Origin of the sequence: Achromobacter xylosoxidans A8, from assembly GCF_000165835.1 — a bacterium.
Classification (GTDB): domain Bacteria; phylum Pseudomonadota; class Gammaproteobacteria; order Burkholderiales; family Burkholderiaceae_B; genus Achromobacter; species Achromobacter xylosoxidans_B.
Genome location: NC_014640.1, coordinates 6,610,282 through 6,636,211 on the forward strand (window position 1 = coordinate 6,610,282; position 25,930 = coordinate 6,636,211).

A 25,930-nucleotide genomic window follows, 5' to 3' on the forward strand; every position below is an offset into this window, starting at 1 on the left:
ACAACCCATAGGCCCTTGCGGCAGATCCAATGAAAGAACGTTTTCCCTCCTTGATCGCGCTGTTCCTGCTGCTGGTGCTGGTCGCCAGTTCGTGGTGGGCGGCGGATTACGCGCAGCGGGCCATCCAGACGGATCCGCCGCGCCGCGTCACCCACGAGATGGACGCCTGGTCGCGCGACTTCGTCATGCTGCGCACCGACCCGAACGGCAAGCCCATCAACCGGCTCGAAGGCGTATACGCAGAACATTTCCCCGATGACGACTCCTACCACGTGACCTCGCCGCGCGCGGTGGGCCAGCGCGAGGACAACCCCATCACCGTGGCCATCTCGAAGACCGCAGTGATGGAGCAAGGCGGCAAGCGCATCGTCATGAACGGCGACGCCCACGTGCGCCGCCAGCCGGACGCCAATAACGACCTGCTGGACGTGCGCAGCCAGCAGTTGATCATTCTGCCCGACGACGACGTGGTCTACACCGACCTGCCCGCGGAAGTCATCAAGGGCCGTTCGCGCATGAACGGCACGGGCATGCACTACAACAACAAGACGCGCCAACTGCAGGTTTCGGCATCGACCGATGTGGAAATTGCCGGTTCCGAAGGCAAGCAGCAACGCCGGACCGAAATTCCCGCCAACAACACTGACCAGAAAAAACCATGACCGACCTCCGGATTCTCCTTGCCCCGACGACCCGCTTGCTCGGCGCCATCCTGCTGACCGCATCAGCGTTGGCTCCGGCCCATGCCGCGGATGCGCCCAAGGCAGCGACGCCGGCTGAAGAACCCAGCACGCTGATCCTGTCGGATACCCTCCACTACGACGACGTGAAGAAGAAGAGCGTGTTCACGGGCAACGTCAACATGACGCGCGGCCTCATGACCCTGACCTCCGACGTGCTGGAAATGAACGAGGACGCGCAAGGCAACCAGTACGGCACGGCCACCGCCAACAAGGGCAAGATCGTCACCATCCGACAGGAACGTCCGGAAACCTTCGAACTGATCGAAGGCACCGGCTTGCGCGCCGAATACGACGGCACGAAAAGCACCTTCGACCTGATCGGCCAGGCAGTCGTGACCCGCTTTGTCTGTGGAAAACCGTTCGACACCATTCGCGGCGAACGGGTACGCTACAACGAGAAGACCGGCACCTACGAAGCCCATGGCGGCCCCAACTCTGCCGCGGCCGGCGGCCGTGTCCGCTCGGTCGCTGAGCCGCGCGCCAAGTCGGATGCCGCCATCGCCGAATGCCGCAAGCAGCAGGCAGCCAAGAAGGGGCGTTGAACGCCTCCCATGCAACACCACTCGCAGCCACGATGAACCAACCTTCAGTGCCGACTCCGGTAACCTCCGCCCCCTCGGGCGTCAAGCAGGGCAGCCTGCGCGCAACCGGTTTGCGCAAAACCTATAACGGCCGGACCGTGGTGCAGGACGTGTCCCTGTCCGTGGTCAGCGGCGAAGTGGTCGGCCTGCTCGGCCCCAACGGCGCGGGCAAGACCACCAGCTTCTACATGATCGTGGGCCTGGTGCCCGCGGACGCGGGCCGCATCGAGATCGACGGCTCCGTCATCACCTCGATGCCGATCCACAAGCGCGCGCACATGGGCCTGTCGTACCTGCCCCAGGATGCATCCGTGTTCCGCCGCCTGACGGTGGAACAGAACATCCGCGCCGTGCTGGAGCTGCAAACAGGGCCGGATGGACGTCCGTTGTCCACGCCCAAGATCAACGAGCAGATGGAAGCGCTGCTGGAAGAGCTGCAGATCGGCCACATCCGCAGCAACGCCGCCATCTCCCTGTCGGGCGGTGAACGCCGCCGCGTGGAAATCGCGCGCGCGCTGGCCACCAGCCCGCGCTTCATCCTGCTGGACGAGCCCTTCGCCGGCGTGGACCCCATCGCCGTCATCGAGATCCAGCGCATCGTGCGATTCCTGAAGGGGCGCGGCATCGGCGTGCTGATCACCGACCACAACGTGCGCGAAACCCTGGGCATCTGCGACCGCGCCTACATCATCAGCGAAGGCAAGGTTCTGACCGACGGCCACCCCGATGAAATCGTGGGTGATCCGGCCGTGCGCCGGGTCTATCTGGGAGAGCATTTCCGCATGTAATGCGGCCCTGGGGAAGACCCCTAGGCGCCGCCTGCGCAAAGGCGCATGCACCCTGGGGGCTCAGCCATAAAAATGCCATGAACTTGCGCTAGGTCAGCTTGTTTTATCGGCCCGAGTCTATACACTAGTACTAAACGAACCCGCTCAATCAAGGAGAACGCCTAACGAATCAGCCGCGCTTTTCGCGCACCCTTTTTTCCTCTTTTAGAAGGAGAGCACACTATGAACCTGAGCATCTGCGGTCGTCACCTCGACGTCACCCCGGCCATCCGGGAATATGTCATGAACAAACTGGCGCGAGTGCTGCGGCATTTCGATCACGTCATCGATACCCAGGTCATGCTCTCGGTAGAGCCCCTGCGGCATAGAGCCGAAATCACCATGCGTCTAAGCGGTAAGGACATTCATTGTGAAGCAACCGATGAAAACCTCTATGCAGCCATAGACCTTCTTGCTGACAAAGTCGACCGTCAGGTCATCAAGCACAAGGACAAGGTACGAAGTCACACGGCGGAGTCCGTGAAGCGGCAAGCGGCGAATCTCACGCCACCCCAGCAGTAACGCGCTTCATGACCACTCGCACCGCGAGATTAGCTAAACAGCGATTCTAGAAATCCTGCCTAAGTCCCGGTGTCCCGCTAGACGCAACGTCCAGCCGGGGCATCGGCAAACTGCCCTCCCGTAGCCTTCTCCTTCTTTGTCCCCCATTCCCGGTTCCGCCGGCGATTCCGTTTTCCCCCGATTTCCGACGTTTCCCATGGCGCCGCCCTGCCGCCAGGCGCAAGAATGCCCACAATCCGCCGCTATCGGTCTATGCTGTCGCTCTTGCCGCCCCATGATGCGAGCGTGCCGAGCGCGCATCCCAGAGGCCGATTATTGCAGTGCATCATATAACCATATAATGATCCGATGAATCATTTGTCGCGCATCCTACCCGCCGGCAACGTCGTGCTCGATATGCTCGCAACGAGCAAGAAACGTGCGTTCGAACAGGCCGGTCTACTCTTTGAAAACAACCATGGCCTGGCGCGCGCGCTCGTGTTCGACAGCCTGTTCGCCCGGGAACGCCTGGGCTCCACCGCGCTCGGACAGGGCGTGGCGGTGCCGCATGGCCGGGTCAAGGGCCTGGAGCAGGCCCTCGCGGCCTTCATCCGCCTGGCCCAGCCCATCACCTTCGATGCGCCTGACGGGCAGCCGGTGTCGATGCTGCTCTGTTTGCTGGTGCCGGAAACGGCCACGCAGCAGCACCTGGACATCCTGGCCGAACTGGCGCAGCTCATGTCGAACAAGGCCTTGCGCGAAGCCCTGGCCACAGAGCCCGATCCGGCTGTCGTCCACAAGATGCTGACGACCGGCCAACTCTGACCTCCTCGCGGAAACGCTGCCATGCTCACGGTGCAGGAACTCGTCGACGACAACGCCGACAAAATCCCCTTTAACTGGATTTCCGGCCAGGGCGCCGCGGACCGCGCGATTCCCGACGACGGCATGTCGGCCGCGGACCTCGTCGGCCACTTGAACCTGATCCACCCGTCCCGCATCCAGGTGTTCGGACAGGAAGAGCTGGCGTACTACACCCGCTTCGACCTGCGCCGCCGCATGCACCACATGGATGAGCTGCTGATCGGCGGCGTCCCGGCGATTCTGCTGGCCGACGGCCTGACCCCGCCGCAAGACCTCATCGACCAGTGCGACCAGCATCAGGTGCCGCTCCTGTCCACGCCCGTGGCGGCCGCGCAGCTGATCGACTTGCTGCGCATCTACCTGGGCAAGAAGCTCGCGCCCACCACCACCGTGCATGGCGTGTTCCTCGACGTGCTGGGACTGGGCGTGCTGATCACCGGCGAATCCGGCCTGGGCAAGAGCGAACTGGCGCTGGAACTGATCTCGCGCGGACACGGCCTGGTGGCCGATGACGCCGTGGAGTTCTCGCGTACCGCCCCCAACATGATCGAAGGCCACTGTCCGCAGCTGCTGCAGAACCTGCTGGAAGTGCGCGGCCTGGGCCTGCTCGACATCCGCACCATCTTTGGCGAGACCTCCGTGCGCCGCAAGATGCGCCTCAAGCTCATCGTGCATCTGGTGCGCGCCACCGCGCAGGACAAGTTCGAGCGCCTGCCGCTGCAGGACATCACGCAGGACATGCTGGGCCTGCCGGTGCGCAAGGTCATGCTGCAAGTGGCAGCCGGCCGCAATCTGGCGGTGCTGGTGGAAGCTGCCGTGCGCAACACGATACTGAAGCTGCGCGGCATCGACACGCTGGGCGAATTCATGGAACGCCAGGCCATGGCGATCCTGCAAAGCAGCAAGTAAGCACGCGGCATCCGGCGGCACCTTGAGCCTGTATGAAAACCTGGCCGCCGAGATCGCCAAGTCGATCCGCGACGGCGTGCTGCGCGCGGGCGACAAGCTGCCCTCCGTGCGGAACGCCTGCGCGGCGCGCGGGCTGAGCCCGTCGACGGTGTTCCAGGCGTACTACCTACTGGAAGCGCGCGGCCTGATCCGGGCTCAGCCGCGTTCCGGCTATTACGTCAACGCGCCTGCCGCCTCCCTGCCCCCGGAACCCGGCGCCTCCAACCCCGACGGCGAATCCACGGAACTCGCGATCAGCGAGCGCATCTTCGACATCTTGGGGTCGGTGCGCAACCGCGACGTGACCCCGCTGGGCTCCGCCTTCCCTTCCCCGCTGCTGTTTCCGCTGCCGCGCCTGGCCCAGGCGATGGCCGCGCACCTCAAGCGCCAGGATCCGCTGGACACGGTGGAAGACCTGGCGCCGGGCAATCCGGGCCTGCGCCGCCAGATCGCGCTGCGCTACCTGATCGGCGGCATCAACGTGCCGGCCAGCGACATCGTCATCACCAATGGTGCGCTGGAAGCGCTGAACCTGTGCCTGCAGGCAGTCACGCAACCTGGCGACACGGTCATGGTCGAAGCGCCGACGTTCTACGGCGCGCTGCAGGCGCTCGAACGCCAGGGACTGAAGGCGCTGGAAATACCGACCCATCCGCGCACTGGCATCGACCTGGACGCGATGGAGACCGCCATCGAGCGCCACGCGCCCAAGGCATGCTGGCTGATGACGCAGTTCCAGAATCCTCTCGGCAGCCTGATGCCAGATGAAAGAAAGCGGCGACTGGTCCAACTGCTCGCGCGCCACGGCATCCCGTTGATCGAAGACGATGTGTATGGCGAGCTGTACTTCGGTCCGGCGCGGCCCGTGCCCGCCAAAGCCTATGACACCCAGGGGCTGGTGTTGCACTGCTCATCGTTTTCGAAGTGTCTGGCGCCGGGCTACCGCATCGGCTGGGCCAGCGCCGGCCGCTACACCCAGCGCGTGCAGCGCTTGAAGCTGTCGTCCACGCTGTCGGCGTCCGGCCCCGCCCAGGGCGCGATCGCCGAGTACCTGGAACAGGGAGGCTACGACCGCCACCTGCGCCGCCTGCGCGAAACGCTGCAGACGCAGCAACAGCGCATGGCCGAAGCGATCGCCCAGGAATTTCCCGCCGGCACGCGCGTGACACGGCCGCAAGGCGGATTCTTCCTGTGGCTGGAGCTACCGGCTGCCGTCGATGCGCTGGCGCTGCACCGGCAGGCGCTGGCACGCGGCATCAGCGTGGCGCCGGGTCCCATATTTTCGGCCAGCGGGCAGTTCGGCAGCGCCCTGCGCCTGAACTATGGGCATCCCTGGGATGCGGCCGCGCAGACCGCCATCCGCGTACTGGGCGAGTTGGCGCGCGAAGCCTGCTCGCTTGCCTTGAAGGCGCGCTAAGCCTGTGCAAGGCTCCTGGTAGCGCACCAGCCCTAGTTCAGCGTCGACGCGGCGCGCGCCCGCTTGACCTCCAGCGGCGTCACGCCGCCTGCCTCGTTGCCCCAGCTATTGCGGATGTACGTCACCAGCATGGCGATATCGCTGTCGTTGAGCAGTTGCCCAAAGGGCGGCATGCCATGCGGCCGCGGGTTCGCCGCCGTGGCCGGAGCGTAGCCGCCGTCCAGCACCATGCGTATGGCGTTGACGGGCGACGGCGCGGTGACGGTCGGGTTGCCGGCCAGCGCGGGCCAGGCCGTGCCGCTGCCCTCGCCCCCCGGCTGGTGGCATTGCGCGCATTGCTGGCGGTATATCTTGCCGCCCAGCTCCATGGCCGCCGGCCCGACCGCTGGACGCGCGCGCTCCGTCGAGGCCGGCGTGGCCGGCAGGGACTTGATGTAGACGCCGATGGCCAGCGCGTCGGCGTCGGTCAGGTGCTGGGTGCTGCCCAACACCACTTCGGCCATGGGGCCGCTGGCGCTGGAGTGCTTTGAAACACCGGTCTTCAACAGGGCGGCGATGTCCTCGGCCGACCAGCGGCCCATGCCCGTCTCCATATCGTTGGTCAACGGCGGCGCGTACCAGTCCAGTACCGGAATCACGCCGCCGGCCAGTGGCTCGGCCGAACGCAACCCGCCCAGGCTGTTGCGCGGCGTATGGCAGGCGGCGCAATGCCCCAGTCCTTCCACCAGGTAACGGCCACGGTTCCATTGCACCGACTGGCCCGCATCGGCTTCCTGCACGCCCGGCTTGAAGTACAGCGCGCGCCAGCCGGCCAGCAGCGCCCGCTGGTCGTAGGGGAACTCCATCTCGGCCGGCCGGCTGGGCTGGTTCACGGGCGCCACGGTGCGCAGATAGGCGTACAACGCGTCGGAATCGGCGCGCGTCACGCGCGTGTATTCCGTGTAGGGGAAGGCGGGATACAGCAGCGTGCCGTCGCGCGACTTGCCGTTGTGCAAGGCCTGCCAGAAATCGTCGGCGCTCCACGCGCCTATGCCGGTCTTCTCGTCGGGCGTGATATTCGGGCCGTACACCGTGCCGAACGGCGTGGGGATGGGCGTGCCGCCCGCCAGCGCCTTGCCGCCCCGGCTGGTGTGGCAGGCCATGCAATTGCCCGCCAAGGCCAGATAGCGGCCACGTTCGACCAGCGTCGCGGCGTCGTCCGCGGCCGCGGCGGGGCCGGTGCTGGCGTCGTCGCGCGTGCCCATCCAATAGAGGCCGCCCACCGCGACAACCGCGAGCAGCACCAGGACCGACAGGACTTTCTTCATGAGCGACATCCGGCCTCTCCCTTACCGTTGCGCCTGACTGCCGCATTCCGCGGGCAGGCGTATCGAACCCGCGGCTTCAGGCGCGTAGGGTTCCACCACGGGCTGCGAGGACAGCCACGCGGCCAGCGCGCCTATATCCTCGGGAGTGAGTTTGTTGGAGATGTCGGCCATGCAGTCAGGCGCGGCCGCGCGGCGCAGGCCGTTCTTCCAGCTGCCGATCTGCGAGCCGATGTAGTCGCGCGGCAAGCCCAGCAGCCCAGGGATGGCAGGCAGCACGCCGCCCAAGGCGGCGCCATGACAGGCGGCACAGGCGGGCAGGCCGCGCGCGGCGTCACCGTTCAAGGCGAGCTTGCGCCCGGCTTCCAGCGTGGCGGCGGAGACCTCGGCGCGCGTCGGCGCCGGATACGGCACGTGCTGGGTGGAGAAATACGCGGCCATCTCGCGCAGGTAATCGTCAGGCAGTCCGGTCAGCAGGTGCGTCATGGGCCGGTACTGGCGCCGGTCATCACGGAAGTTGAGCAGCTGGTGGTACAGGTATTCCTGGGGCTTGCCGGCCAGGCGCGGATAGTAGCCATCGGCGCCGGCCCGACCCTGCGCGCCATGACAGACCGTACAGGCGGCGACGCGGGCGTCCATGGTGTCCGGACGCAGGCTCTCCTGCGGTGCGGGTTGGGCCTGAGCGGGCGCCGTCATGAAGACGGCAGCGGCCCCTAGCAGGGAAATTGCCCAAAAACGCGGCAGTGAAACACTACGAAAGGAAATGAAGGCTAACATCTAGGTCGAATTCCATTCCCCCGAAACGCATGACGGCGGGGCGCGTATGTGAATCTGTCGAGTATCCGGCCCCAAGCTTACGCTACGGGAGCCAAACCGGTACAGGCGCAGATTGGCAGTTTACGGCCATATCAGATGTCATCCCGCCGGCATCGTCCTCGAAAAGCGTGCCACAATCATGTCCATGTTGAAAGTCGTCCTCGTCACCGGCATCTCAGGCTCAGGCAAGTCCGTCGCCCTGCGCATGCTCGAGGACGCCAGCTACACCTGCGTCGACAACCTGCCTGTACGGTTCCTGACCGAGTTCATTGCCAACGCCCGGGACGACGGCATGGAGCGCGTCGCAGTCGCTATCGACGTGCGCTCGCCGGGCGAACTGGCCGAACTGCCCGATGTGGTGACCGCGCTGCGCGCCATGGGCACCAGCCTGCGCGTGGTCTTCCTCGACGCCAGCACCGCGACGCTGGTGCAGCGCTATTCCGAATCCCGCCGCCGCCATCCGCTGACCGACCGTCTGCAGCGCGGAGGCACGACTCCGTCGCTGACCGAGTGCATCGCGCTGGAACGCGAACTGCTCGCGCCGCTGCGCGAACAGGAACACGTCATCGACACCTCGGACCTGACGCCGGGCCAGTTGCGCGTGTGGATCCGCGACCTGATCAAGGCCGACCGCGCGCCGCTGGTGCTGACCTTCGAGTCCTTCGCCTACAAGCGCGGCGTGCCGCGAGACGCGGACCTGGTGTTCGACGTGCGCTGCCTGCCCAATCCCTACTACGACCGCGACCTGCGGCCGCTGACCGGCCGCGACGAGCCCGTGGCTGCGTGGCTGGCAGGCTTCGACCTGGTCGGGCAGATGATCGACGACATCGCCGGCTTCCTGAACCGCTGGCTGCCGCAGTACACGCAAGACACCCGCAATTACCTCACGGTTGCCATCGGCTGCACCGGCGGCCAGCACCGTTCGGTGTATGTGGTCGAACAACTGGCGCTGCGCTTTGCCGACCACGACCCGCTGCTGGTGCGCCATCGCACCCAACTGCCTGACGAATCCGCATGACCCTGTCCCGCCCGACCCGCCTGTTCATGATGCTGCTGCTGGCCATTGCCGTGGCGGGCTGCTCCTCCACCGGCGGACGCAAGAAGGGCGGCGGTTACTACAAGGACGACGGGCCGGACGCGAATCCGCCCTCGAACCTGGACCAGATACCCGACGCGGTGCCCAGGATCGAACCCTACGCCAGCGGCGCGAACCGGCCGTATGTGGTGTTCGGCCAGCGCTATGTGCCGGACACCAGCGGGCAGCCGTACAAGAAGCGCGGCACCGCCTCGTGGTACGGCAAGAAGTTCCACGGCAATTCCACGTCCATCGGCGAGTCCTACGACATGTACGCCATGACGGCCGCCCACACCACGCTGCCGCTGCCCAGCTACGCCCGCGTCACCAGCATGGTCAACGGCAAGACCATCATCGTGCGGGTGAACGACCGCGGCCCGTTCCACAGCGACCGCATCATGGACCTGTCCTATGTCGCCGCGCACAAGCTGGGCATCATCGGTCCCGGCAGCGGCCAGGTGATCGTGGAAGCCATACCGCAGGACGAGATCCGGCGGCTGGCCTCGCAGGGCGCGCCCGCCACGGCCGCGCCTGAACCTTCGTCGGCAACGGGCTCCTCGCCCGTGTTGGCGCCGGTCGCCGCCGTGCCGGTGGCACTTGCGGCCGAACCCCTGCCTGGGCCCGCGCCCGGCTCGGCGCCGGTGCGCCAGCCGGCGGCGGGCGGCATCGGCAGCGTCTATCTGCAGGTGGGCGCGTTCAGCCAGTCGGCCAACGCGCAGTCGCTGGTCAGCCGCATCAACACGCAGCTGGGCGCCGAAGGCGCGCCGCCCGCGTCGGTCGAACAGTCGAATAATCTCTATCGGGTCAAGATCGGCCCCTACCCCGACCGCCAGAGCGCCTTGAACGCCGTGCCGCTGGTCTCGGACCGCATCGGCATCCTGCCCAGCATCGCCTCGCAGTAAGCCCGGCCCTGACGCAATAAGCGGCAATAAGCGCAACAAGCCCGGCTCTCAGGCCAGGCCTGCCCGCCTACCAGGGCAGTTCGGCCTGCCCGTCGCAAACCCGGCGTGCGCTTGCGCTGCGGCTGCGGTAGAAATTGCCTTCGTGCGCCAGCAAGGCCTGCTTGCGCGGCAGCCCGCCACCGAAGCCGGTCAGCGAGGTGTCCGCGCCGATGATCCGGTGGCACGGGATGATGATGCTGATCGGATTGCGTCCGACCGCCCCGCCGACCGCCTGGGCGCCCTTGGGCCGTCCCACGGTGCGGGCCAGATCGCCGTAGCTCGTCAGCACGCCGAACTCCAGGTCGCACAAGGCATGCCAGACCTGGTGCTGAAAGGTGGTGCCCACGGGATCCAGCGCCACATCGAAGACGCGGCGCTGGCCAGCGAACCATTCGTCCAGTTCGCGGCGCGCCTGTTCCAGGATGGGATCGGAGTCCGTAAGGATCCAGCCATCTGCCGCAGGCAGCAGTTCCTGGTCGGTGAACCAGGCGCCGCGCAGACCCTTGGGGCTGGCGACCAGGCGCATGTCGCCCAGCGGCGTGGGGATATCGCGGTAGACCAGGCGTTCGTCGGGATCCGCGGGCTTGTTGGACACGATTGTGGAATACACCATGTCTTACTCCGCCGATTTCTTGCGGGCCAGGGCCCGGTTGTACAGCACGTCCCGCGGCAGTCCGGAAACCTTGGCCGCCACGCGCGCCGCGTCGCGCAGCGACAACGACTCCAGCAAGGCGTCCAGCAGCGCATCGGCGCGCGGGTCGGCATCTTCGTCCACCTCATGCTCGGCAGGGGCGTGCGCGATCAGCACGAATTCGCCTTGCTCGCGGTGAGCGTTCGCGGCCAGCCAGGCCGCGCCCTCGCCCATCGGAAATGTAGCGATCTCTTCAAAGCGCTTGGTCAGTTCGCGCGCCACGGTCAGCAGGCGGTCCGGACCGCACACTTCCAGCAAGTCGGCCAGCGTGGCCGCAAGCCGGTGCGGCGATTCAAACATGACGACAGGCGCGGGCAAGGCGCACCAGGTACGCAGCCAGCGCTGGCGCGCCACCGCCTTGGGCGGCGGAAAGCCCGCGAAGGCATAGCCGGGATTTTCGTCAGTGGTGACGCCGCTGCCCATCAGCGCGGCGATGACCGCGCTGGGTCCCGGCACCGGCACCACGCCGAAGCCGGCCTCGCGCACCGCACGCACGATGCGCGCGCCAGGATCGCTGACGGCGGGCGCGCCCGCATCGGACACCAGCGCCACGCGCTGGCCCTGCGCCAGGCGTTCACAGATCGTTTGCGCCGCGGCGGCTTCGTTGTGGCGGTGGGCTGCCATGAGCGGCGTGCCGACGCCCCAGGCATCCAGCAGGGCGCGGCTGGCGCGCGTGTCTTCCGCCGCGATCACGTCGGCCCGCTGCAAGGCGTGCCAGGCGCGCAGCCCCAGGTCGCCCAGGTTGCCGATCGGCGTGGCCACGACATACAGCGTCGCAGCGGGCCAATGCTGCCCCGCCACGCGTTCAGCGACGCGGGACCAGGCATCTCCGGCAGGGGGAGGTGAGACATTTTGATTCATTGCAGCCTACTGACACGGGAAACCATGTCAGTGTAGCCGCCTATGCCCCGCCACCTCTGGAGCGTTCATGACGGATGACACCTTGCGACTGGCCTGCGAACTGGCCCTGGCGGCCCGCCGCCGCGCCGCCAGGCGCCGGCGCCGATCCGCACGCGCAGCGCCCGCTGATCGTCCGCCCCCGCGCCGCTCGCCCGCCCAACGCAAAGGCGACCACCACGAGGACGCCGCCCTGCGCCTGCTGCAGTCGCGCGGCCTGGTCCTGCTGGCGCGCAATCTGCAGACCCGCACCGGCGAAATCGACCTGGCCATGCGCGACGGCGACATCCTGGTGTTCGTCGAGGTCCGCTCCCGCGGCCCGAGCCGCTTTGGCGGCGCCGCGGCCAGCATCGGCCCGGACAAGCAGGCCCGGCTGGCCCGCGCCGCGGCCTTCTGGCTGCCCGAGCTGGCCCGGCGCCACTGGCACGGCAGGCCGCCCGCCGCGCGCTTCGACGCAGTCGTGTTCGAAGCCGGCGATCCCCAATGGCTGCGCGGCGCATTCTGGCAAACCTGAGGCCCGCCGCCCCGGTAACGGCCTGCCTGATAGTCGTTACGCCTGGACAGAACCGCGCCCCGGCCCCGTGAGATAATCGCGCCCATGGATATGACCTCTCGTATGACGTCGCACTTTCGCGACGCCATGGCTGCGTGCGAACAAAGTATGAACGTCCTGGCCGAGCCGCTGGCAGTGGCGGTGGACGTGCTGTTCGGCGCCCTGGCAAACAACGGCAAGATTCTGGCTTGCGGCAATGGCGGCTCTGCCGCCGATGCGCAGCATTTCATCGCCGAACTGGTGGGCCGCTTTGAACGCGAACGCCTGCCGCTGGCCGGCATCGCGCTCAATACCGACACCTCGATCCTCACCGCAGTCGGCAACGACTACGGTTTCGACGAGATCTATGAACGCCAGGTCAACGCCTTCGGCCAGGCCGGCGACGTGCTGGTGGCCATATCCACCAGCGGCAATTCCCCCAACGTGGTGCGCGCCATGGAAGCCGCCAGCGCCCGCGAAATGCACGTGCTTGCCCTGACCGGCAAGGGCGGCGGCGTCATGGGGGAACTCATTACGCCGATGGACGTCCATCTATGTGTTCCCAGCGATCGCACGATGCGCATCCAGGAAGTCCATATTCTGCTGCTGCACGCGCTGTGCGACGGCATTGACGCTCTTCTGCTTGGAGACACCGAATGATTTCTGACGTCCGTACCGCAGCCCGCCCCTTGATGCTCGCCGCGGCGCTATCCACCGCCGCGCTCTCGCTGACGGCCTGCGCGCCCCTGATCGTGGGCGGCGCGGCCGCCACCACCGCGGTCGTCGTGACGGACCGCCGCACCTCCGGCGTCCAGCTCGAAGACCAGAACATGGCGTTCAAGGCGCAAAGCCAGATCTCGCAGAAGCTGGGCGACACCGCGCGCGTCAATGCCATGGCCTACGGCGGCCACCTGCTGCTGACCGGCGACGTGCCCACCGAGGAGGCCAAGAACCAGGCCACCGCCATCGCCCAGGGCGTGGAAAACGTCAAACAGGTCATCAACCAGCTGAACGTGGGTCCCATCGCCTCGTTCGGTACGCGCTCCAACGACACCTGGCTGACTTCCAAGGTCAAGACCGCCCTGCTCAACACCAAGTACGTGCCCTCGGGCACCATCGCGGTCACGACCGACCACAGTGTCGTCTACCTGATGGGCAAGCTGACGCAGACCGAAGGCGAGTACGCCGCCAACGCCACCGCCGACGTCGGCGGCGTGGCCAAGGTGGTTAAACTGTTCGAGACGATCAGCCGCGAGGAAGCCATCCGGCTGTCGAACACCGGTTCCAAGTCCAACACTTCCACGGAAACCAAAGCGCCCATCGAAAGCGGCGCCGGCGCACCCAGCGACAACGCGGCCGGCACCAGCAGCGGCGTAGAGGCCATGCCCATCAAATGAAGAAAGCCATCATCGCACTGGCCGTCCTGGTGGCGGTCGGCATCGGCGCCTGGTTCGTCATGCGCCCCGCCCAGACCGCGCCCGACGTCACCTTCACCACGCTGGAAGGCAAGACCTTCTCGATGCAGGACCTGCGCGGCAAGGTGGTGCTGGTCAAATTCTGGGCCACCAGCTGCGTAACCTGTGTGAAGCAGATGCCGGAAACCATCTCGGCCTACAACGAGTACGCGTCCAAGGGCTACGAGGCGATCGCGGTCGCCATGAACTACGACCCGCCCAACTTCGTGCTGAACTTCGCCGACACGCGCAAGCTGCCGTTCCCGGTGGCCCTGGACACCAAGGGCGACATCGCCCGCGCCTTCGGCGACATCCGCCTGACGCCCACGGCCTTCCTGATCGATAAGCAGGGCCGCATCATCAAGCGCTACCTGGGCGAATACGACGTGGCGGAATTCCACGCCACCGTGGAAAAGGCCCTGGCGGCAGGCTGAGCCCCGCCACGCGGCATCCGCGCCAGACCGCCCCTGACCGGGCGGTTTTTTTTCGCCTTGCGGGCCGGGCAGGCAGCCCTGCGCGCACCAAAAGAAAAGCCGCCCGGGCTACGGGCGGCTTCCAGATCAGGCCAGGCGGGTCGGGCTCAGAATGCCGGAACCACGGCGCCCTTGTACTTGTCCTGGATGAACTTCTTCACCTCGGGCGTGTGCAGGGCCTGGACCAGCTTCTTGATGCCCGGCGCGTCCTTGTTGTCCGAACGGGTCACCAGGATGTTGGCGTAGGGCGAATCCGAGCCTTCGATGAACAGGGCGTCCTTGGTCGGGACCAGGCCCGCTTCCAGCGCGTAGTTGGTGTTGATCAGCGCCAGGTCCACGTCATCGAGCGAGCGCGGCAGCATGGCGGCTTCCAGTTCGCGGAACTTCAGCTTCTTGGGATTCTCGACCACGTCCGCGGCCGTCGCCAGGATGTTGGACGGGTCCTTCAGCTTGATCACGCCCTGCTTCTGCAGCAGCACCAGGGCGCGGCCGCCGTTGGAGGGATCGTTCGGGATTGCGACCGTGGCGCCGTCCTTGAGTTCGGACAGGCTCTTGATCTTCTTGGAATAGCCGCCGAACGGCTCGACGTGCACCAGCGCCACCGGCACCAGCGTGGCCTTGCGGTCCTTGTTGAAGGAATCCAGGTAGGGCTTGTGCTGGAAGAAGTTGGCGTCCAGCTGCTTGTCCGCCAGCTGCAGGTTGGGCTGCACGTAATCGCTGAACACCTTGATGTCGAGCTCCACGCCTTCCTTGGCCAGCTGCGGCTTCACCACTTCCAGGATCTCGGCATGGGGGACCTGGGTCGCGCCCACCACGATTTTTTCGGCATGGGCGGCGTTCGCCGCCACCAGGAAGACCGACGCCGCCAGGGCGGACCGGACAAAGTTCAAACGCATGTGTTGCCTCTTTTATGGGTAAAAAATCGGGGGCTGATGCCCCTGCCGGTGTGGCCCTGCCCCCTTTTGCGGGGCGCGCCGTTGCGAAATCGCCCCCAATTTACCTGAATGCCGGTTATTTGTCGGGCATATGAACATGGGTTTAAAGCATAAGAAACCTGGGGGTACTACAATCCGTCGTATGCTTGCGCTACCGCGTCCCGAACGCGTTTTTGTGCAGGCATTTTTTCTAACCACTCATACGTATATTTGCCGACTTAGCTGCCATGACCGACACCCCCGACCCTGCTGCCGTTTCGTCTCCTGCTGTCAAAGCCGCTGTGCTGTCTGAAGCACTGCCGTATATCCGACGATTTCACGGCAAGACCATCGTGGTCAAGTACGGCGGCAACGCCATGACGGAAGAGCGTCTGCAGCGCAGCTTCGCGCACGATGTCGTGCTGCTGAAGCTGGTGGGTCTGAACCCGGTGGTGGTGCACGGCGGCGGTCCGCAGATCGACGACGCGCTGCGCCGCATCGGCAAACAGGGCACCTTCATCCAGGGCATGCGCGTCACCGACGCCGAGACCATGGAAGTGGTCGAATGGGTGCTGGGCGGCCAGGTCCAGCAGGACATCGTCATGATGATCAATGAGGTCGGCGGCAAGGCCGTGGGCCTGACCGGCAAGGACGGCGGACTGATCCAGGCCCAGAAGAAGCTGATGGCCAACAAGGACAATCCGTCCGAGCCCATCGACATCGGTTTCGTGGGCGACATCACCATGGTGGAGCCGGCCGTGGTCAAGGCGCTGCAGGACGACCAGTTCATCCCCGTCATCTCGCCCATCGGCTATGGCGAAGACGGCACGGCCTACAACATCAATGCCGACGTCGTCGCCGGCAAGATGGCGGAAGTGCTGGGCGCCGAAAAGCTGCTGATGCTGACCAACACTCCGGGCGTGCTGGACAAGGGCGGCAAGCTCTTGCGCAGCCTGTCGGCCCAGACCATCGACGAACTGTTCGCCGACGGCACGATCTCCGGCGGCATGCTGCCCAAGATCTCGTCCGCGCTGGACGCCGCCAAGAACGGCGTGAACTCGGTGCACATCGTCGACGGCCGCGTGCCGCACTGCCTGCTGCTGGAAATCCTGACCGACCAGGGCGTGGGCACGATGATCAGCTCGCACTGATGCGGGCACAGCGTTACCTGCTGCGGCCGGCGCTGCGCATGCGCCGGTCCCGCCGCACCGCCACGGGCGTTTCCGAACGCCTGTGGCTGTTCGACCTGGACAATACGCTCCACGATACCTCGCACGCCATCTTCCCCAAGATCGACCAGGGCATGACCATGGCCGTGGCCGAGGCGCTGAACGTCGACATCGATACCGCCAACCGCATGCGCTCGCTGTACTGGAAGCGCTACGGCGCCACCATGATAGGCATGGTCCGGCATCATGGCGTGGATCCCCACGAATTCCTGCATCGCAGCCACGACTTCGACGTCGGCCCGCTGGTGCGCTCGGAAAAAGCGCTCGCCTACAAGCTGAGCCGGTTGCCGGGCCGCAAGGTGCTGCTGACCAACGCGCCGCTGCACTACGCCCGCGCGGTGCTCGCGCGGCTGGGCATCCTGCGGCAGTTCGACAGCCTGTGGGCCATCGAGCACATGCGTCTGCATGGCGAATTCCGGCCCAAGCCGTCGCCCGCGCTGCTGCGCCATGTGCTGGCCCGCGAAGGCGTGCAGGCGCGCAACGCGGTCCTGGTGGAAGACACGCTGGCCAATCTGCGCGGCGCGCGCCAGGCCGGTCTGCGCACCGTGCACGTGTATCACCCCGGGACGCCGTTCGCCCGCGGCCGTTCGCAACGGCCGGCCTACGTCGACTTGCGGGTAAACTCCGTCAGTGATTTGCTGTTACGCCGACGCCCCTTGCGGGGATAACGGCGCGCTCCTCCCCCCTTCACCGTCAAGCCTGCGCAAGAGCAGACCCCTCCATGGCGAGCAAACCCGGCGAGCGCAAGACCCAGATTCTGCAAACCCTGGCCGAGATGCTGGAGCAGCCGCACGCCTCCCGCATCACCACGGCCGCGCTTGCCGCGCGCCTGGAAGTCTCTGAAGCCGCGCTGTACCGGCACTTCGCCAGCAAGGCGCAGATGTTCGAAGGGCTGATCGAATTCATCGAAACCAGCATCTTCACGCTGGTGAACCAGATCGCCATCGCCGAACCCCATGGCCTGACCCAGGCGCACCAGACCGTCTCCATGCTGCTGACCTTCTCGGAACGCAACAAGGGCATGACGCGCGTGCTGACCGGCGACGCGCTGGTCACGGAAGACAACCGCCTGCAGGAACGCATCAACCACATCAACGACCGCATCGAGGCGTCGTTGAAGCAGTCGCTGCGCATCGCCGTCACCGATGGCGGCCTGCCGCCGCAGGCGAATGTGGCGGCGCATGCCAGCCTGCTGACGCACCTGGTGCTGGGCCGCTGGCTGCGTTATGCGCAGAGCGGCTGGCGCGTCGCGCCCACCCTGCATCTGGATGAACAGCTGCGGCTGGCACTGGGTTGAGCAGCCGGCCGGGTCATCCGGCCACAGTGCCGATTAGCATCGTGGCACGATCTAATTGATCCCCTGTTTGCCTGCTTCATCGCCGATTAGCGTTGTTCTACGCAACAATCTTCGCTTGCCCGCGGCGCGGGGCGACGAGCATAATGCCCGTCAGAGGTTTTCCACAAGCCCAAATCTCCACAGGCTTGATCTGTATCAATACGGGTTTTCCGCAATGCCGTCACGATCATGCTGTAGCGTCGACACACCGATTTGACCTATCCCGTTGCTCGCGGGGCGGTGTGTCGGCAGTTTGACCTCAACCGGAGATGGATATGACCGCGCAAGCCGCCGTCCCTGCCTCGCAAGCCCCAAAGAAAACCAAAATTCCAATCGGACTCATCGCCGGCGTCCTCGTGATGATCGGCGTGCTGATGATGCCGCTACCCGCCGACTTGCCTGTCGCGGGCCACCGGATGCTCGCCATCCTGGCATTCGCAGTGGTGGTCTGGATTACCGAAGCCGTGTCCTACGAAGCCAGCGCGATCATGATCACGACGCTGATGGCCTTCCTGCTGGGCACGGCTCCGACAATCAAAGACCCGCAAGTCATCTATGGCACCTCGGCCGCGATCAGCATGGCGCTGGCAGGCTTCTCGAACTCGGCGCTGGCGCTGGTCACCGGCGCCTTGTTCATTGCCGCGGCCATGACCTTCACCGGGCTGGACCGGCGCATCGCGCTGGTGACCCTGGCCAGGGTGGGCACCAGCACGCGCCGCATCCTGATCGGATGTATCGCCGTGACCATCGTGCTGAGCCTGGTCGTGCCCAGCGCCACCGCGCGCAGCGCGGCCGTGGTGCCCATCATGATGGGCGTCATCGCGGCCTTCGGCGTGGACAAGCGCTCCAACATCGCCGCCGGCATCATGATCATCGTGGCCCAAGCCACCAGCATCTGGAACGTCGGCATCCAGACCGCCGCCGCGCAGAACCTGCTAACCGTCGGCTTCATGGAAAAGATGCTGGGCGAACGCGTGGCGTGGTCGGACTGGCTGATCGCCGGCGCGCCCTGGTCGCTGATCATGTCGGCCGTGCTGATCTTCGTCGTGCTCAAGCTGCTGCCGCCGGAAAGCGACAGCATCGCGGGAGGCAAGGAAGCCGTCGAGAAGTCGCTGCTTGAACTGGGTCCCATGACCGGCGCGCAAAAGCGCCTGATGGCCGTGTCGCTCATGCTGCTGCTGTTCTGGTCGACTGAAGGCAAGCTGCACAAGTTCGATACCACCTCCACCACCTACTTCGGCCTGGTCCTGCTGCTGCTGCCGCGCTTTGGCGTGATGACCTGGAAAGACGTGCAATCGCGCATCCCATGGGGCACCGTGATCGTGTTCGGCGTCGGCATCAGCCTGGGCACCGCCCTGCTGACGACCCAGGCCGGCCAATGGCTGGGCAACCAGGTGGTGGCGCACACCGGCCTGGACCACCTGGGACCGCTGGCCATCTTCGCGATCCTGGCTGCCTTCCTCATCGTCATCCACCTGGGTTTTGCCAGCGCCACCGCGCTGACCTCGGCCATGCTGCCGATCCTGATCTCGGTGCTGGCCACGCTGCCGGGCGACTTCAGCCGCCTGGGCATGACGATGCTGCTGGGCTTCGTGGTCAGCTACGGCTTCATCCTGCCCATCAACGCGCCGCAGAACATGGTGTGCCTGGGTACGGAAACCTTCAACGCCAAGCAGTTCGCCAAGGTTGGCATCATCGTCACCATCGTCGGCTACCTGCTGATGCTGCTGATGGGCATGACCTACTGGCGCTGGCTGGGCTGGCTGTAAGGAGGCCGCATCATGAAGATTTCGATCGCCCAAGCCAATGAATACGGCCGCCGCGTGCTGATGGCCCAAGGCGTGCCCGAGGACATCGCGCGCGACGTGGCCGAGCACCTGGTCGAGTCCGACCGAGTGGGCTACACCAGCCACGGCCTGTCCATCCTGACCAACTACCGGCGCGTGCTGTCCGAAGGCCTGGCCCAGGCCGACGGCCGGCCCGAACTGGTCAACGACCGCGGCGCGATGCTGGCCTACGATGGCCACCACGGGCTGGGCCAATATGTCGGCAAGGTCGTCATCGAGAAGGCCATCGAGCGCACGCAGGAACACGGCCAGTGCATCCTGACCCTGCGCCACAGCCACCACCTGGGCCGCATGGGCCACTACGGCGAAATGGTGGCGGCCAAGGGCCTGATCCTGCTGGCCTTCACCAACGTGATCAACCGCTCGCCGACCGTAGCGCCTTTCGGTGGCGCGCAGGCTTGCCTGACCACCAACCCGCTGTGCTTCGCCGGCCCGCTGCCTGGCGGCCGTCCGCCGTTCATCGTGGACATGGCCACCAGTTCCATCGCCGTCAACAAGGCGCGGGTGCTGGCGGCCAAGGGCGAGGAAGCGCCTGCGGGATCGCTGATCGATGCCCAGGGCAACCCGACCACCGATCCCAATGCGCTGTTCACCGACCCGCCGGGCGCCCTGCTGCCATTCGGCGGCCACAAGGGCTACGCGCTGGGCCTGGTGGCCGAGCTGCTGGCCGGCGTGCTGTCGGGCGGCGGCACGATCCAGCCCGAGCATCCGCGCAACGGGGTGGCGACGAACAATATGTTCGCGCTGCTGTTGGACCCGCAGGTGGATTTCAATACGGACTGGCGGTCGATGGAGGTGGGCGCGTTCATCGACTACCTGCACGCCTGCAAGCCGCAACCGGGCGTCGAGGCCGTGCAGTACCCGGGCGAGTATGAAGCCCGCAATCGGGCGTTGAACGAGGATGCGTTGACGTTCGACAGCCGAATCTGGGATGGCTTGACCAAGCTGGCCGTCGACCTTGGGGTGCCTGAGGCGTTGCCTGCTTGAGGTTGCAGGCTGTTCTTGCGGGTAGCGCTTGCTTGCAGGCGTCGTTGGTTCTTAAGACGCCCGTCGCGTCGGCGGCCCGCCATGCGCGGGGCAACGATTGCGGTCCGGAGCCTTCGCTCCGGACTGCCCCATCCTCATCCTCGTCCAGGCCTTCGGCCTTCCCTACGGATTCCGTCGGGCTTATCGACGCCCCGCGCATGGCGGGCCGCCGCCGCGACGGGCTCGTTCAGCTGCAATTCGGCGTCAGCTGGGGCGGGCGGTGTGCTTGGCGTTCTGGCAACGAGTGGGGTATGGCAGTGGATCTTGCGGGGCTCGCCTCCGGCCGGCCGCGCGGGCGGCCTTCCGAGGCTTCCTCGGTGTCTTGCGGTTGAGGATGGCGCTGCGCGTGCATGAGGCACTGGTCAGTATTTAACGCCTCGAGGGCGGCGGCTCATGACTGAACGTCACCAGGCCGTTGATCATTGACCGCCTCGGAAGGCGGTGATCCATCACTGAACGTCGCCAAGCCAAGTAATCATCACCGACGCTAAGCCACGGTGCCGGATGGGTGGCGCGCGCGAGAAAGTCTTCAAGCGCAGACCGCTGCCTGCCGCGCGCCACCCATCACCGCCCCCCCCCCAATGATGCGGGGCCGCTAGAAAACCACCCTCCGTCATCGCGCAAGCGACCATCGCCACGACGCCCACGACCACGTATGTTGCCTACGGCCGCCCGCGCGGCCTTAGGCAACGGGCGACGCAAGACTCGCCACCAACCACGGATCTAGCAGCGCAGCGAACCAAGACGTACGTAGCCCGTCGGCGCGGGCGCCATGGCGGCGAGCAACCTCGATGCGCCCGACGGAATCCGAAGGGAAGGCCGAAGGCCTGGACGAGGATGAGGATGGGGCAGTCCGGAGCGTAGGCTCCGGACCGCAATCGTGGGCGCTCGCCGCCATGGCGCACGCGACGACGGGCGGCCTACGAAGACGGTCGAGACCGCCCCAAGAAAGTCCAAAAAATGCTCAAGATCAGGTCTTAACCGACCGATGCCGACTAATACTCATCATGATCCCAAACGCAATCCCCATGGTGAACAAAGCCGTCCCCCCATAGCTCATGAACGGCAACGGCACCCCCACCACCGGCAGAATCCCCGTCACCATCCCCACGTTCACGAATACATAGATGAACAGCATCATCGTCAGCGCTCCGACAAGCAGCCTGCCGAACTGCGACGACGCCCGCGACGCGATCGTCAGCCCGCGCGCCATCATCAAGCCGTACAGCACCAGGATCGCAATCCCGCCGTACAGTCCGAATTCCTCGGCGTACACGGCGAAGATGAAGTCGGTAGTGCGCTCCGGGATGAAATCCAGGTGCGTCTGCGTGCCCTTCATGTAGCCCTTGCCGTAGACCCCGCCCGAGCCCACCGCGATCATCGACTGGATCGTATGGAAGCCCTTGCCCAGCGGATCGGAGCTGGGATTGAGCAGCGTGCACACGCGATGCTTCTGGTAGTCGTGCAGCACCACCCAGTCCACCTCGGGCTCGCAGAGCTGGTCCTCGTAGTAGACCAGCGTGCCGATGGCGATGATGCCGGCCAGCATCACTGGCACCAGCAGCTTGAACGACAGGCCCGCGAAGTAGATCACGAAGAAACCGGCGCCGAACACCAGCAGCGCCGTACCCAGGTCGGGCTGCAGCACGATCAGGCCGAAAGGCGCGGCCAGCATGGCGGCGGCGGCCAGGAAGTCGCGGATGCGGACCGCGCCCTCGTGGCGCTGGAAGTACCAGGCCAGCATCATGGGCACGCCGATCTTCATCATCTCGGAAGGCTGGATGCGGGTCACGCCCAGGTTCAGCCAGCGGGTCGCGCCCTTGCTGGTTTCGCCGAAGAACTCCACGCCCAGCAGCAGCACCACGCCCACCACATAGAAGGGCAAGGCCAGCTTCATCAGCCACTTCGGCGGAATCAGCGCCATGACCCACATCGCGAAAAAGGCGATGATGAAATTGCGCGACTGTTCGGCGAAGCGCCAGTCGGTGCCGCCCACCGCCGAATGCATCACCGTCATGCCGAGCGCGGCGAACATCAGCAGGATCGCCAACAGCGGCCAATCGAAGGCCGTGAACACGCGTAGCAGGATAAGGCCCAGGCGTTTCATTATCGGCGCACCACGTCGGAAGCGATTTCCTCGACCGAGGCCAAGGGGTCCGCGCGATCGGGCCGCACGATCTTGTCCTGGCGATCCTTGGCCAGCCAATAGTCGAACACCTTGCGGGCGACCGGCGCGGCGACGCTGGCGCCCCAACCGGCGTTCTCGACGATCAGCGCCACCGCGATGCGGGGGTGCTCAAGCGGCGCAAAACCCATGAACAGCGCGTGGTCGCGCAGGCGTTCGTCGATGGCGCTGGCGCGGTAATGGCCGCCGCGCAGGCTGAACACTTGCGCGGTGCCGGTCTTGCCGGCCGCCTGGTAAGGCGTGTTGGCGAACGCGCGCCGCGCCGTGCCGGCCCGCACCACGTCCGCCATGGCGTTCTTGATCACATCCACGTTGGCCTGCTTGAGAGGAATGCGGTAATCGGGCGCGGACTCGGTGGGCTTGGCCACGCCGCTGCGCGGATCGCGCACCGCGTGCACCAGGTGCGGGCGGCGGTACAGGCCGTTGTTGGCCAACGTGGACGTGCCTTGCGCCAGCTGCAACAGTGTGAAGGCGTTGTAGCCCTGCCCCACCGCCACGGAAATCGTCTCGCCCGCATACCAGCGCTGGCGCTCCTTGTCCTTATAGGCCGAGCGCTTCCAGTCGGTCGAGGGCAGCACGCCGCGCTTTTCACCTTCCAGGTCGATGCCCGTGATCTGGCCGAAGCCGAATTGCTTGGTGAAATCGTGCAGCGCGTTCACGCCGATCTCGGGGCCCAAGGAATAGAAGTAGGTGTCGGACGACACCACGATGGCCTTGTGCATGTCCGTCATGCCGTAGGCCGCGCCGCCGGCGTTGCGGAATTTCTGGCCGCCGAATTCGTAGTAGCCGGGGTCGGAGATGCGATCGGTGGCGCGGCGCTTGCCCAGTTCCAGCGCGGCCAGGGCCACGAAAGGCTTGTAGGTCGAACCGATGGGATAGGTGCCGTACAGCGGCCGGTTGATCAGCGGATGGTCCGGCGATTCGTTCAGCATGCGCCAGTTGTCCACGTCGATGCCGTCCACGAACAGGTTGGGGTCGAACGAAGGCTGCGAGACGAAGGCCAGCACCTCGCCGGTATCGGGATCGATGGCGACCAGCGCCCCGCGCTGCCCCTCGAAAGCCGCTTCGGCCACCTTCTGCAGGCCCAGGTCGATGGACAGCATGATGTCGGAGCCAGGCACGGGATCGATCCGGCGCAGCGTGCGCATGGGCCGACCGCCCGCGGTCACTTCGACCTCTTCCAGGCCGGTGCGGCCGTGCAGCTGCTCTTCCCAGGTTTTCTCGATGCCCTTCTTGCCGATGACATCGGTGCCGCGGTAGTTGCCCAACTGGCCGGCGCGCTCCAGCTCTTCGTTGTCGCCCTCCGCGATGCGGCCGATATAGCCGACCACGTGACCCGCCGATGCGCCCTGTGGATACTCGCGCACCCAGCGAGCGCGCAGTTCCACGCCGGGAAACTGGAAGGAATGCGCCGCAAACCAGGCGGCCTCGGTTTCGTTGAGATTGTTGCGCAACTGCAGGCTGGCGTAGCGGCTGGACTCGGCGGCGCGGCGCTTGAAACGGCGCTGGTCGGTCGGGCTGATGTACACGACTTCGGTCAGCCGCTGGAACAGTTCGTTGAGATTGCCCGCCTGCGCCGGCACGACCTCGAGCGTGTAAGTACGGTAGTTGCGCGCCAGCACCTCGCCATTGCGGTCCAGGATCTCGCCGCGCCGCGGTGGAATCGGTACGACCGCGATGCGGTTGCGGTCGGCGCGCTCGGACAGGCCTTCGTAGCGGTCGACCTGCAGGTACCAGAACCGGCCGATCAGCACACCGAAGCAGGCCAGCGCGAACAGCCCGCCCACCCAGGCGCGCAGGCGGAAACGCTGCTTCTGCTGCTGGCCGGTTTTCTTGAACTCGAACATGACGCGGCGCCGCCGTCAGGCGGAGGAAGATTCGGCGTCGTCGACACCGCGCTGCGGCAAGTGCAGAACCCAGCCCGCCAGCGGCCACAGGGCGGCGGTCAGGAGCACGCTGATGCCCCAATCCCAGCCCGGCCATTTGCCGGCCAGCCACGCATGGATGATCTGGGTCACGAAGCGGGCAATGAAGAACACAGGCAGCATGTGCATGGCCTGGCTCCAGAGGTCGAACCGCTGCAGCCGGCGGTGCAGCACCACGGCGCCGTAGGCGACCAGCGTGTACGACAGCGCGTGTTCGCCCAGCAGGCCGGCATCGTGCACGTCCATCAGCAGGCCAAAGAAGAAGGCGGTGAACAGGCCGATGCGGCGCGGCTCGTGCACGCACCAGAAGGCGATGATCAGCAGCAGAATGTCGGGCGCGCCCTGCCACAGGCGCCACGGCAGCAGCGACACCAGCCACGCCACCAGCACCGTGGCCCAGACGAACACGCCATGCGCGGGGCCGGAGAGCCGGTCGGGCTGCACATTGCTGGGGGTGCCGAGGCGGCGCGTGGCCTGCCCCGAGGATTGCTTAGTCCGATCCACCGGAATCGACCTCCTGACGGTTGGACTCGGCGCGTTCCACATCGACCTGCAGAACCAGGAAGTGGCGGTAGCGTTCGGGATGGGCCAGCGGTTCGCACACGGCGCGCGCAAAGCCGGAGGCGGTATCGCGTTCGACCGAGGTCACCTTGGCCACCGGCAGGCCGGCCGGGAACAGGCCGCCGACGCCGCTGGTAACGATAGTATCGCCTTCCTTGATGTCGGCATTGGCGGCAAGGTAACGGACTTCCATCTTGCCGGGCGAGTTGCCGCCGAACGCGATCAGGCGCAGGCCATTGCGCAGTAGCTGCACGGGAATGGAGACCTGCTCGTCGGTGACCAGCGCCGCCTCGGCGGTCATCGGCGTGACGCGCACGATCTGTCCGACCACGCCACCTTCGTCGATCACCGGCATGCCCGGGGCCAGGCCAGCCTTGCTGCCCTTGTTGAACACCAGGCGCTGCGTGAACGCGTTGGTGGGTTCGTACATGACCTCGACCACCACCGCGGATTGCGCCACGGTGTCGGTCACGCCCAGCAGCCGGCGCAACTGCGAATTTTCTGCGGCCAGTTGGGCGCCATGCGTGGTCACCTGGGCCAGCTCGATGCGCTGGCGTTGCAGGGCTTCGTTTTCGCTACGGATGAGATTGGCCGCGTTGACCCATTCGTTCACTTGCTGGACGAGGTCGCGCGGCGCCATGACGGCGCGCTGGAAGGGGTACAGCGCCACGGATATCGTCCGGCGCGCCGGTTCCAGCATGCGCCATTGCGAATCCATGACGATCAGGGCCAGAGCAAGGACGACCAGAACGACCAGCCGCACCTCCGCGGGTGGGCCGCGCCTGAATAGGGGAGGAGTCCCTTGTCGTTGCATGAATCTCAGCCCGGACGCCCGCGTCCGTC

The 25,930-nt window shown here is 66.0% G+C and carries 27 protein-coding genes; 18 read left to right on the top strand and 9 right to left on the bottom strand.

The window, feature by feature from the left end:
• Positions 1–29: 29 nt before the first annotated feature.
• The 7 genes from lptC to AXYL_RS30435 all read left to right on the top strand — a co-directional run bounded on the left by lptC (position 30) and on the right by AXYL_RS30435 (position 5,881).
• Positions 30–662 (top strand): LPS export ABC transporter periplasmic protein LptC, encoded by a 633-nt coding sequence (gene lptC, locus AXYL_RS30405; RefSeq protein WP_013396723.1) that lies wholly within the window; start codon positions 30–32, stop codon positions 660–662.
• Entirely contained in the window at positions 659–1,285 is a 627-nt protein-coding gene (gene lptA / locus AXYL_RS30410; RefSeq protein ID WP_013396724.1) for a lipopolysaccharide transport periplasmic protein LptA, read from the top strand. The genes lptC and lptA overlap by 4 nt, the downstream gene beginning before the upstream one ends.
• A 32-nt stretch (positions 1,286–1,317) precedes the next feature.
• Entirely contained in the window at positions 1,318–2,112 is a 795-nt protein-coding gene (lptB, locus tag AXYL_RS30415) for an LPS export ABC transporter ATP-binding protein (RefSeq protein ID WP_013396725.1), read from the top strand.
• A gap of 222 nt (positions 2,113–2,334) precedes the next feature.
• Positions 2,335–2,673 (top strand): ribosome hibernation-promoting factor, HPF/YfiA family, encoded by a 339-nt coding sequence (hpf, locus tag AXYL_RS30420; protein WP_013396726.1) that lies wholly within the window; start codon positions 2,335–2,337, stop codon positions 2,671–2,673.
• A 348-nt stretch (positions 2,674–3,021) separates the two neighbouring features.
• The gene (locus AXYL_RS30425; protein WP_006389881.1) at positions 3,022–3,477 is read left to right on the top strand and encodes a PTS sugar transporter subunit IIA; all 456 of its coding nucleotides are present in this window, start codon (positions 3,022–3,024) and stop codon (positions 3,475–3,477) included.
• 21 nt (positions 3,478–3,498) lie between these two features.
• Positions 3,499–4,425 carry an HPr(Ser) kinase/phosphatase gene (gene hprK / locus AXYL_RS30430; protein ID WP_013396727.1) on the top strand — a complete coding sequence of 309 codons (927 nt, stop codon included), beginning with the start codon at positions 3,499–3,501 and terminating at the stop codon, positions 4,423–4,425.
• A 22-nt stretch (positions 4,426–4,447) separates the two neighbouring features.
• Entirely contained in the window at positions 4,448–5,881 is a 1,434-nt protein-coding gene (locus AXYL_RS30435) for a PLP-dependent aminotransferase family protein (RefSeq protein ID WP_013396728.1), read from the top strand.
• Positions 5,882–5,913: 32 nt separating this feature from the next.
• On the opposite strand, the gene AXYL_RS30440 is transcribed toward AXYL_RS30435, so the two are convergent.
• Both AXYL_RS30440 and AXYL_RS30445 read right to left on the bottom strand, forming a co-directional pair.
• A complete protein-coding gene (locus AXYL_RS30440; RefSeq protein ID WP_013396729.1) occupies positions 5,914–7,197 on the bottom strand; it encodes a c-type cytochrome in 1,284 nt (427 codons plus the stop codon).
• 12 nt (positions 7,198–7,209) lie between these two features.
• Positions 7,210–7,962 (bottom strand): c-type cytochrome, encoded by a 753-nt coding sequence (locus AXYL_RS30445; RefSeq protein ID WP_013396730.1) that lies wholly within the window; start codon positions 7,960–7,962, stop codon positions 7,210–7,212.
• 184 nt (positions 7,963–8,146) lie between these two features.
• Here AXYL_RS30445 and rapZ point away from each other — a divergent pair, with 184 nt between their 5' ends.
• Both rapZ and AXYL_RS30455 read left to right on the top strand, forming a co-directional pair.
• Entirely contained in the window at positions 8,147–9,019 is an 873-nt protein-coding gene (gene rapZ / locus AXYL_RS30450) for an RNase adapter RapZ (RefSeq protein ID WP_041656741.1), read from the top strand.
• Positions 9,016–9,978 carry a septal ring lytic transglycosylase RlpA family protein gene (locus tag AXYL_RS30455; RefSeq protein WP_013396732.1) on the top strand — a complete coding sequence of 321 codons (963 nt, stop codon included), beginning with the start codon at positions 9,016–9,018 and terminating at the stop codon, positions 9,976–9,978. The genes rapZ and AXYL_RS30455 overlap by 4 nt, the downstream gene beginning before the upstream one ends.
• A 67-nt stretch (positions 9,979–10,045) precedes the next feature.
• Here the strand turns inward: AXYL_RS30455 and AXYL_RS30460 are convergent, their stop codons facing one another.
• Together AXYL_RS30460 and rsmI are read right to left on the bottom strand one after the other, a co-directional pair.
• A complete protein-coding gene (locus AXYL_RS30460) occupies positions 10,046–10,630 on the bottom strand; it encodes a methylated-DNA--[protein]-cysteine S-methyltransferase (RefSeq protein WP_013396733.1) in 585 nt (194 codons plus the stop codon).
• 3 nt (positions 10,631–10,633) lie between these two features.
• Positions 10,634–11,569, bottom strand: a complete 936-nt coding sequence (gene rsmI, locus AXYL_RS30465) for a 16S rRNA (cytidine(1402)-2'-O)-methyltransferase (protein ID WP_013396734.1) — start codon at positions 11,567–11,569, stop codon at positions 10,634–10,636.
• A gap of 67 nt (positions 11,570–11,636) precedes the next feature.
• Here rsmI and AXYL_RS30470 point away from each other — a divergent pair, with 67 nt between their 5' ends.
• The 4 genes from AXYL_RS30470 (at position 11,637) to AXYL_RS30485 (ending at position 14,025) form a co-directional block, all read left to right on the top strand.
• Complete coding sequence (locus AXYL_RS30470; RefSeq protein WP_013396735.1) at positions 11,637–12,119, top strand: YraN family protein; 483 nt, start codon at positions 11,637–11,639, stop codon at positions 12,117–12,119.
• A gap of 84 nt (positions 12,120–12,203) precedes the next feature.
• On the top strand, positions 12,204–12,797 hold the full coding sequence (locus tag AXYL_RS30475; protein WP_013396736.1) for a phosphoheptose isomerase: 594 nt from the start codon (positions 12,204–12,206) through the stop codon (positions 12,795–12,797).
• A complete protein-coding gene (locus tag AXYL_RS30480) occupies positions 12,794–13,534 on the top strand; it encodes a BON domain-containing protein (protein ID WP_013396737.1) in 741 nt (246 codons plus the stop codon). Before AXYL_RS30475 ends, AXYL_RS30480 begins: the two co-directional genes overlap by 4 nt.
• Positions 13,531–14,025: a peroxiredoxin family protein gene (locus AXYL_RS30485; RefSeq protein WP_013396738.1), complete on the top strand. Its 495-nt coding sequence runs from the start codon at positions 13,531–13,533 to the stop codon at positions 14,023–14,025. The genes AXYL_RS30480 and AXYL_RS30485 overlap by 4 nt, the downstream gene beginning before the upstream one ends.
• Positions 14,026–14,171: 146 nt before the next feature.
• On the opposite strand, the gene AXYL_RS30490 is transcribed toward AXYL_RS30485, so the two are convergent.
• Positions 14,172–14,960 carry a MetQ/NlpA family ABC transporter substrate-binding protein gene (locus AXYL_RS30490; protein ID WP_013396739.1) on the bottom strand — a complete coding sequence of 263 codons (789 nt, stop codon included), beginning with the start codon at positions 14,958–14,960 and terminating at the stop codon, positions 14,172–14,174.
• Positions 14,961–15,226: 266 nt separating this feature from the next.
• Between AXYL_RS30490 and argB the strand changes: the two genes are divergently transcribed.
• From argB to AXYL_RS30515, 5 genes are all read left to right on the top strand, one after another.
• Complete coding sequence (gene argB / locus AXYL_RS30495) at positions 15,227–16,129, top strand: acetylglutamate kinase (protein WP_013396740.1); 903 nt, start codon at positions 15,227–15,229, stop codon at positions 16,127–16,129.
• Positions 16,129–16,875, top strand: coding sequence for a pyrimidine 5'-nucleotidase (locus AXYL_RS30500; protein WP_013396741.1), 747 nt, complete (start codon positions 16,129–16,131; stop codon positions 16,873–16,875). Before argB ends, AXYL_RS30500 begins: the two co-directional genes overlap by 1 nt.
• 53 nt (positions 16,876–16,928) lie before the next feature.
• Entirely contained in the window at positions 16,929–17,504 is a 576-nt protein-coding gene (slmA, locus tag AXYL_RS30505; protein ID WP_013396742.1) for a nucleoid occlusion factor SlmA, read from the top strand.
• A 314-nt stretch (positions 17,505–17,818) separates the two neighbouring features.
• A complete protein-coding gene (locus AXYL_RS30510) occupies positions 17,819–19,312 on the top strand; it encodes a DASS family sodium-coupled anion symporter (RefSeq protein WP_013396743.1) in 1,494 nt (497 codons plus the stop codon).
• A gap of 12 nt (positions 19,313–19,324) precedes the next feature.
• Positions 19,325–20,377, top strand: coding sequence for an Ldh family oxidoreductase (locus tag AXYL_RS30515; RefSeq protein WP_013396744.1), 1,053 nt, complete (start codon positions 19,325–19,327; stop codon positions 20,375–20,377).
• Between the two features lie 1,009 nt (positions 20,378–21,386).
• On the opposite strand, the gene rodA is transcribed toward AXYL_RS30515, so the two are convergent.
• From rodA to mreC, 4 genes are read right to left on the bottom strand one after another with little or no spacing between them, the layout of a single operon-like run.
• A complete protein-coding gene (gene rodA / locus AXYL_RS30520; RefSeq protein ID WP_013396745.1) occupies positions 21,387–22,523 on the bottom strand; it encodes a rod shape-determining protein RodA in 1,137 nt (378 codons plus the stop codon).
• Positions 22,523–24,448 (bottom strand): penicillin-binding protein 2, encoded by a 1,926-nt coding sequence (mrdA, locus tag AXYL_RS30525; protein ID WP_013396746.1) that lies wholly within the window; start codon positions 24,446–24,448, stop codon positions 22,523–22,525. The genes rodA and mrdA overlap by 1 nt, the downstream gene beginning before the upstream one ends.
• Positions 24,449–24,463: 15 nt before the next feature.
• Positions 24,464–25,030, bottom strand: a complete 567-nt coding sequence (mreD, locus tag AXYL_RS30530) for a rod shape-determining protein MreD (RefSeq protein WP_013396747.1) — start codon at positions 25,028–25,030, stop codon at positions 24,464–24,466.
• Entirely contained in the window at positions 25,017–25,901 is an 885-nt protein-coding gene (gene mreC / locus AXYL_RS30535; protein WP_013396748.1) for a rod shape-determining protein MreC, read from the bottom strand. The genes mreD and mreC overlap by 14 nt, the downstream gene beginning before the upstream one ends.
• Positions 25,902–25,930 lie beyond the last annotated feature (29 nt).

What these genes read in the sequence shown, in the direction of transcription:
- lptC (WP_013396723.1), top strand. Translation starts at nt 30, where the DNA reads ATGAAAGAACGTTTTCCCTCCTTGATCGCGCTGTTCCTGCTGCTGGTG.
- lptA (WP_013396724.1), top strand. Translation starts at nt 659, where the DNA reads ATGACCGACCTCCGGATTCTCCTTGCCCCGACGACCCGCTTGCTCGGC.
- lptB (WP_013396725.1), top strand. Translation starts at nt 1,318, where the DNA reads ATGAACCAACCTTCAGTGCCGACTCCGGTAACCTCCGCCCCCTCGGGC.
- hpf (WP_013396726.1), top strand. Translation starts at nt 2,335, where the DNA reads ATGAACCTGAGCATCTGCGGTCGTCACCTCGACGTCACCCCGGCCATC.
- AXYL_RS30425 (WP_006389881.1), top strand. Translation starts at nt 3,022, where the DNA reads ATGAATCATTTGTCGCGCATCCTACCCGCCGGCAACGTCGTGCTCGAT.
- hprK (WP_013396727.1), top strand. Translation starts at nt 3,499, where the DNA reads ATGCTCACGGTGCAGGAACTCGTCGACGACAACGCCGACAAAATCCCC.
- AXYL_RS30440 (WP_013396729.1), bottom strand. Translation starts at nt 7,197, where the DNA reads ATGTCGCTCATGAAGAAAGTCCTGTCGGTCCTGGTGCTGCTCGCGGTT.
- AXYL_RS30445 (WP_013396730.1), bottom strand. Translation starts at nt 7,962, where the DNA reads ATGTTAGCCTTCATTTCCTTTCGTAGTGTTTCACTGCCGCGTTTTTGG.
- rapZ (WP_041656741.1), top strand. Translation starts at nt 8,147, where the DNA reads ATGTTGAAAGTCGTCCTCGTCACCGGCATCTCAGGCTCAGGCAAGTCC.
- AXYL_RS30455 (WP_013396732.1), top strand. Translation starts at nt 9,016, where the DNA reads ATGACCCTGTCCCGCCCGACCCGCCTGTTCATGATGCTGCTGCTGGCC.
- AXYL_RS30460 (WP_013396733.1), bottom strand. Translation starts at nt 10,630, where the DNA reads ATGGTGTATTCCACAATCGTGTCCAACAAGCCCGCGGATCCCGACGAA.
- rsmI (WP_013396734.1), bottom strand. Translation starts at nt 11,569, where the DNA reads ATGAATCAAAATGTCTCACCTCCCCCTGCCGGAGATGCCTGGTCCCGC.
- AXYL_RS30470 (WP_013396735.1), top strand. Translation starts at nt 11,637, where the DNA reads ATGACGGATGACACCTTGCGACTGGCCTGCGAACTGGCCCTGGCGGCC.
- AXYL_RS30475 (WP_013396736.1), top strand. Translation starts at nt 12,204, where the DNA reads ATGGATATGACCTCTCGTATGACGTCGCACTTTCGCGACGCCATGGCT.
- AXYL_RS30480 (WP_013396737.1), top strand. Translation starts at nt 12,794, where the DNA reads ATGATTTCTGACGTCCGTACCGCAGCCCGCCCCTTGATGCTCGCCGCG.
- AXYL_RS30485 (WP_013396738.1), top strand. Translation starts at nt 13,531, where the DNA reads ATGAAGAAAGCCATCATCGCACTGGCCGTCCTGGTGGCGGTCGGCATC.
- AXYL_RS30490 (WP_013396739.1), bottom strand. Translation starts at nt 14,960, where the DNA reads ATGCGTTTGAACTTTGTCCGGTCCGCCCTGGCGGCGTCGGTCTTCCTG.
- argB (WP_013396740.1), top strand. Translation starts at nt 15,227, where the DNA reads ATGACCGACACCCCCGACCCTGCTGCCGTTTCGTCTCCTGCTGTCAAA.
- AXYL_RS30500 (WP_013396741.1), top strand. Translation starts at nt 16,129, where the DNA reads ATGCGGGCACAGCGTTACCTGCTGCGGCCGGCGCTGCGCATGCGCCGG.
- slmA (WP_013396742.1), top strand. Translation starts at nt 16,929, where the DNA reads ATGGCGAGCAAACCCGGCGAGCGCAAGACCCAGATTCTGCAAACCCTG.
- AXYL_RS30510 (WP_013396743.1), top strand. Translation starts at nt 17,819, where the DNA reads ATGACCGCGCAAGCCGCCGTCCCTGCCTCGCAAGCCCCAAAGAAAACC.
- AXYL_RS30515 (WP_013396744.1), top strand. Translation starts at nt 19,325, where the DNA reads ATGAAGATTTCGATCGCCCAAGCCAATGAATACGGCCGCCGCGTGCTG.
- rodA (WP_013396745.1), bottom strand. Translation starts at nt 22,523, where the DNA reads ATGAAACGCCTGGGCCTTATCCTGCTACGCGTGTTCACGGCCTTCGAT.
- mrdA (WP_013396746.1), bottom strand. Translation starts at nt 24,448, where the DNA reads ATGTTCGAGTTCAAGAAAACCGGCCAGCAGCAGAAGCAGCGTTTCCGC.
- mreC (WP_013396748.1), bottom strand. Translation starts at nt 25,901, where the DNA reads ATGCAACGACAAGGGACTCCTCCCCTATTCAGGCGCGGCCCACCCGCG.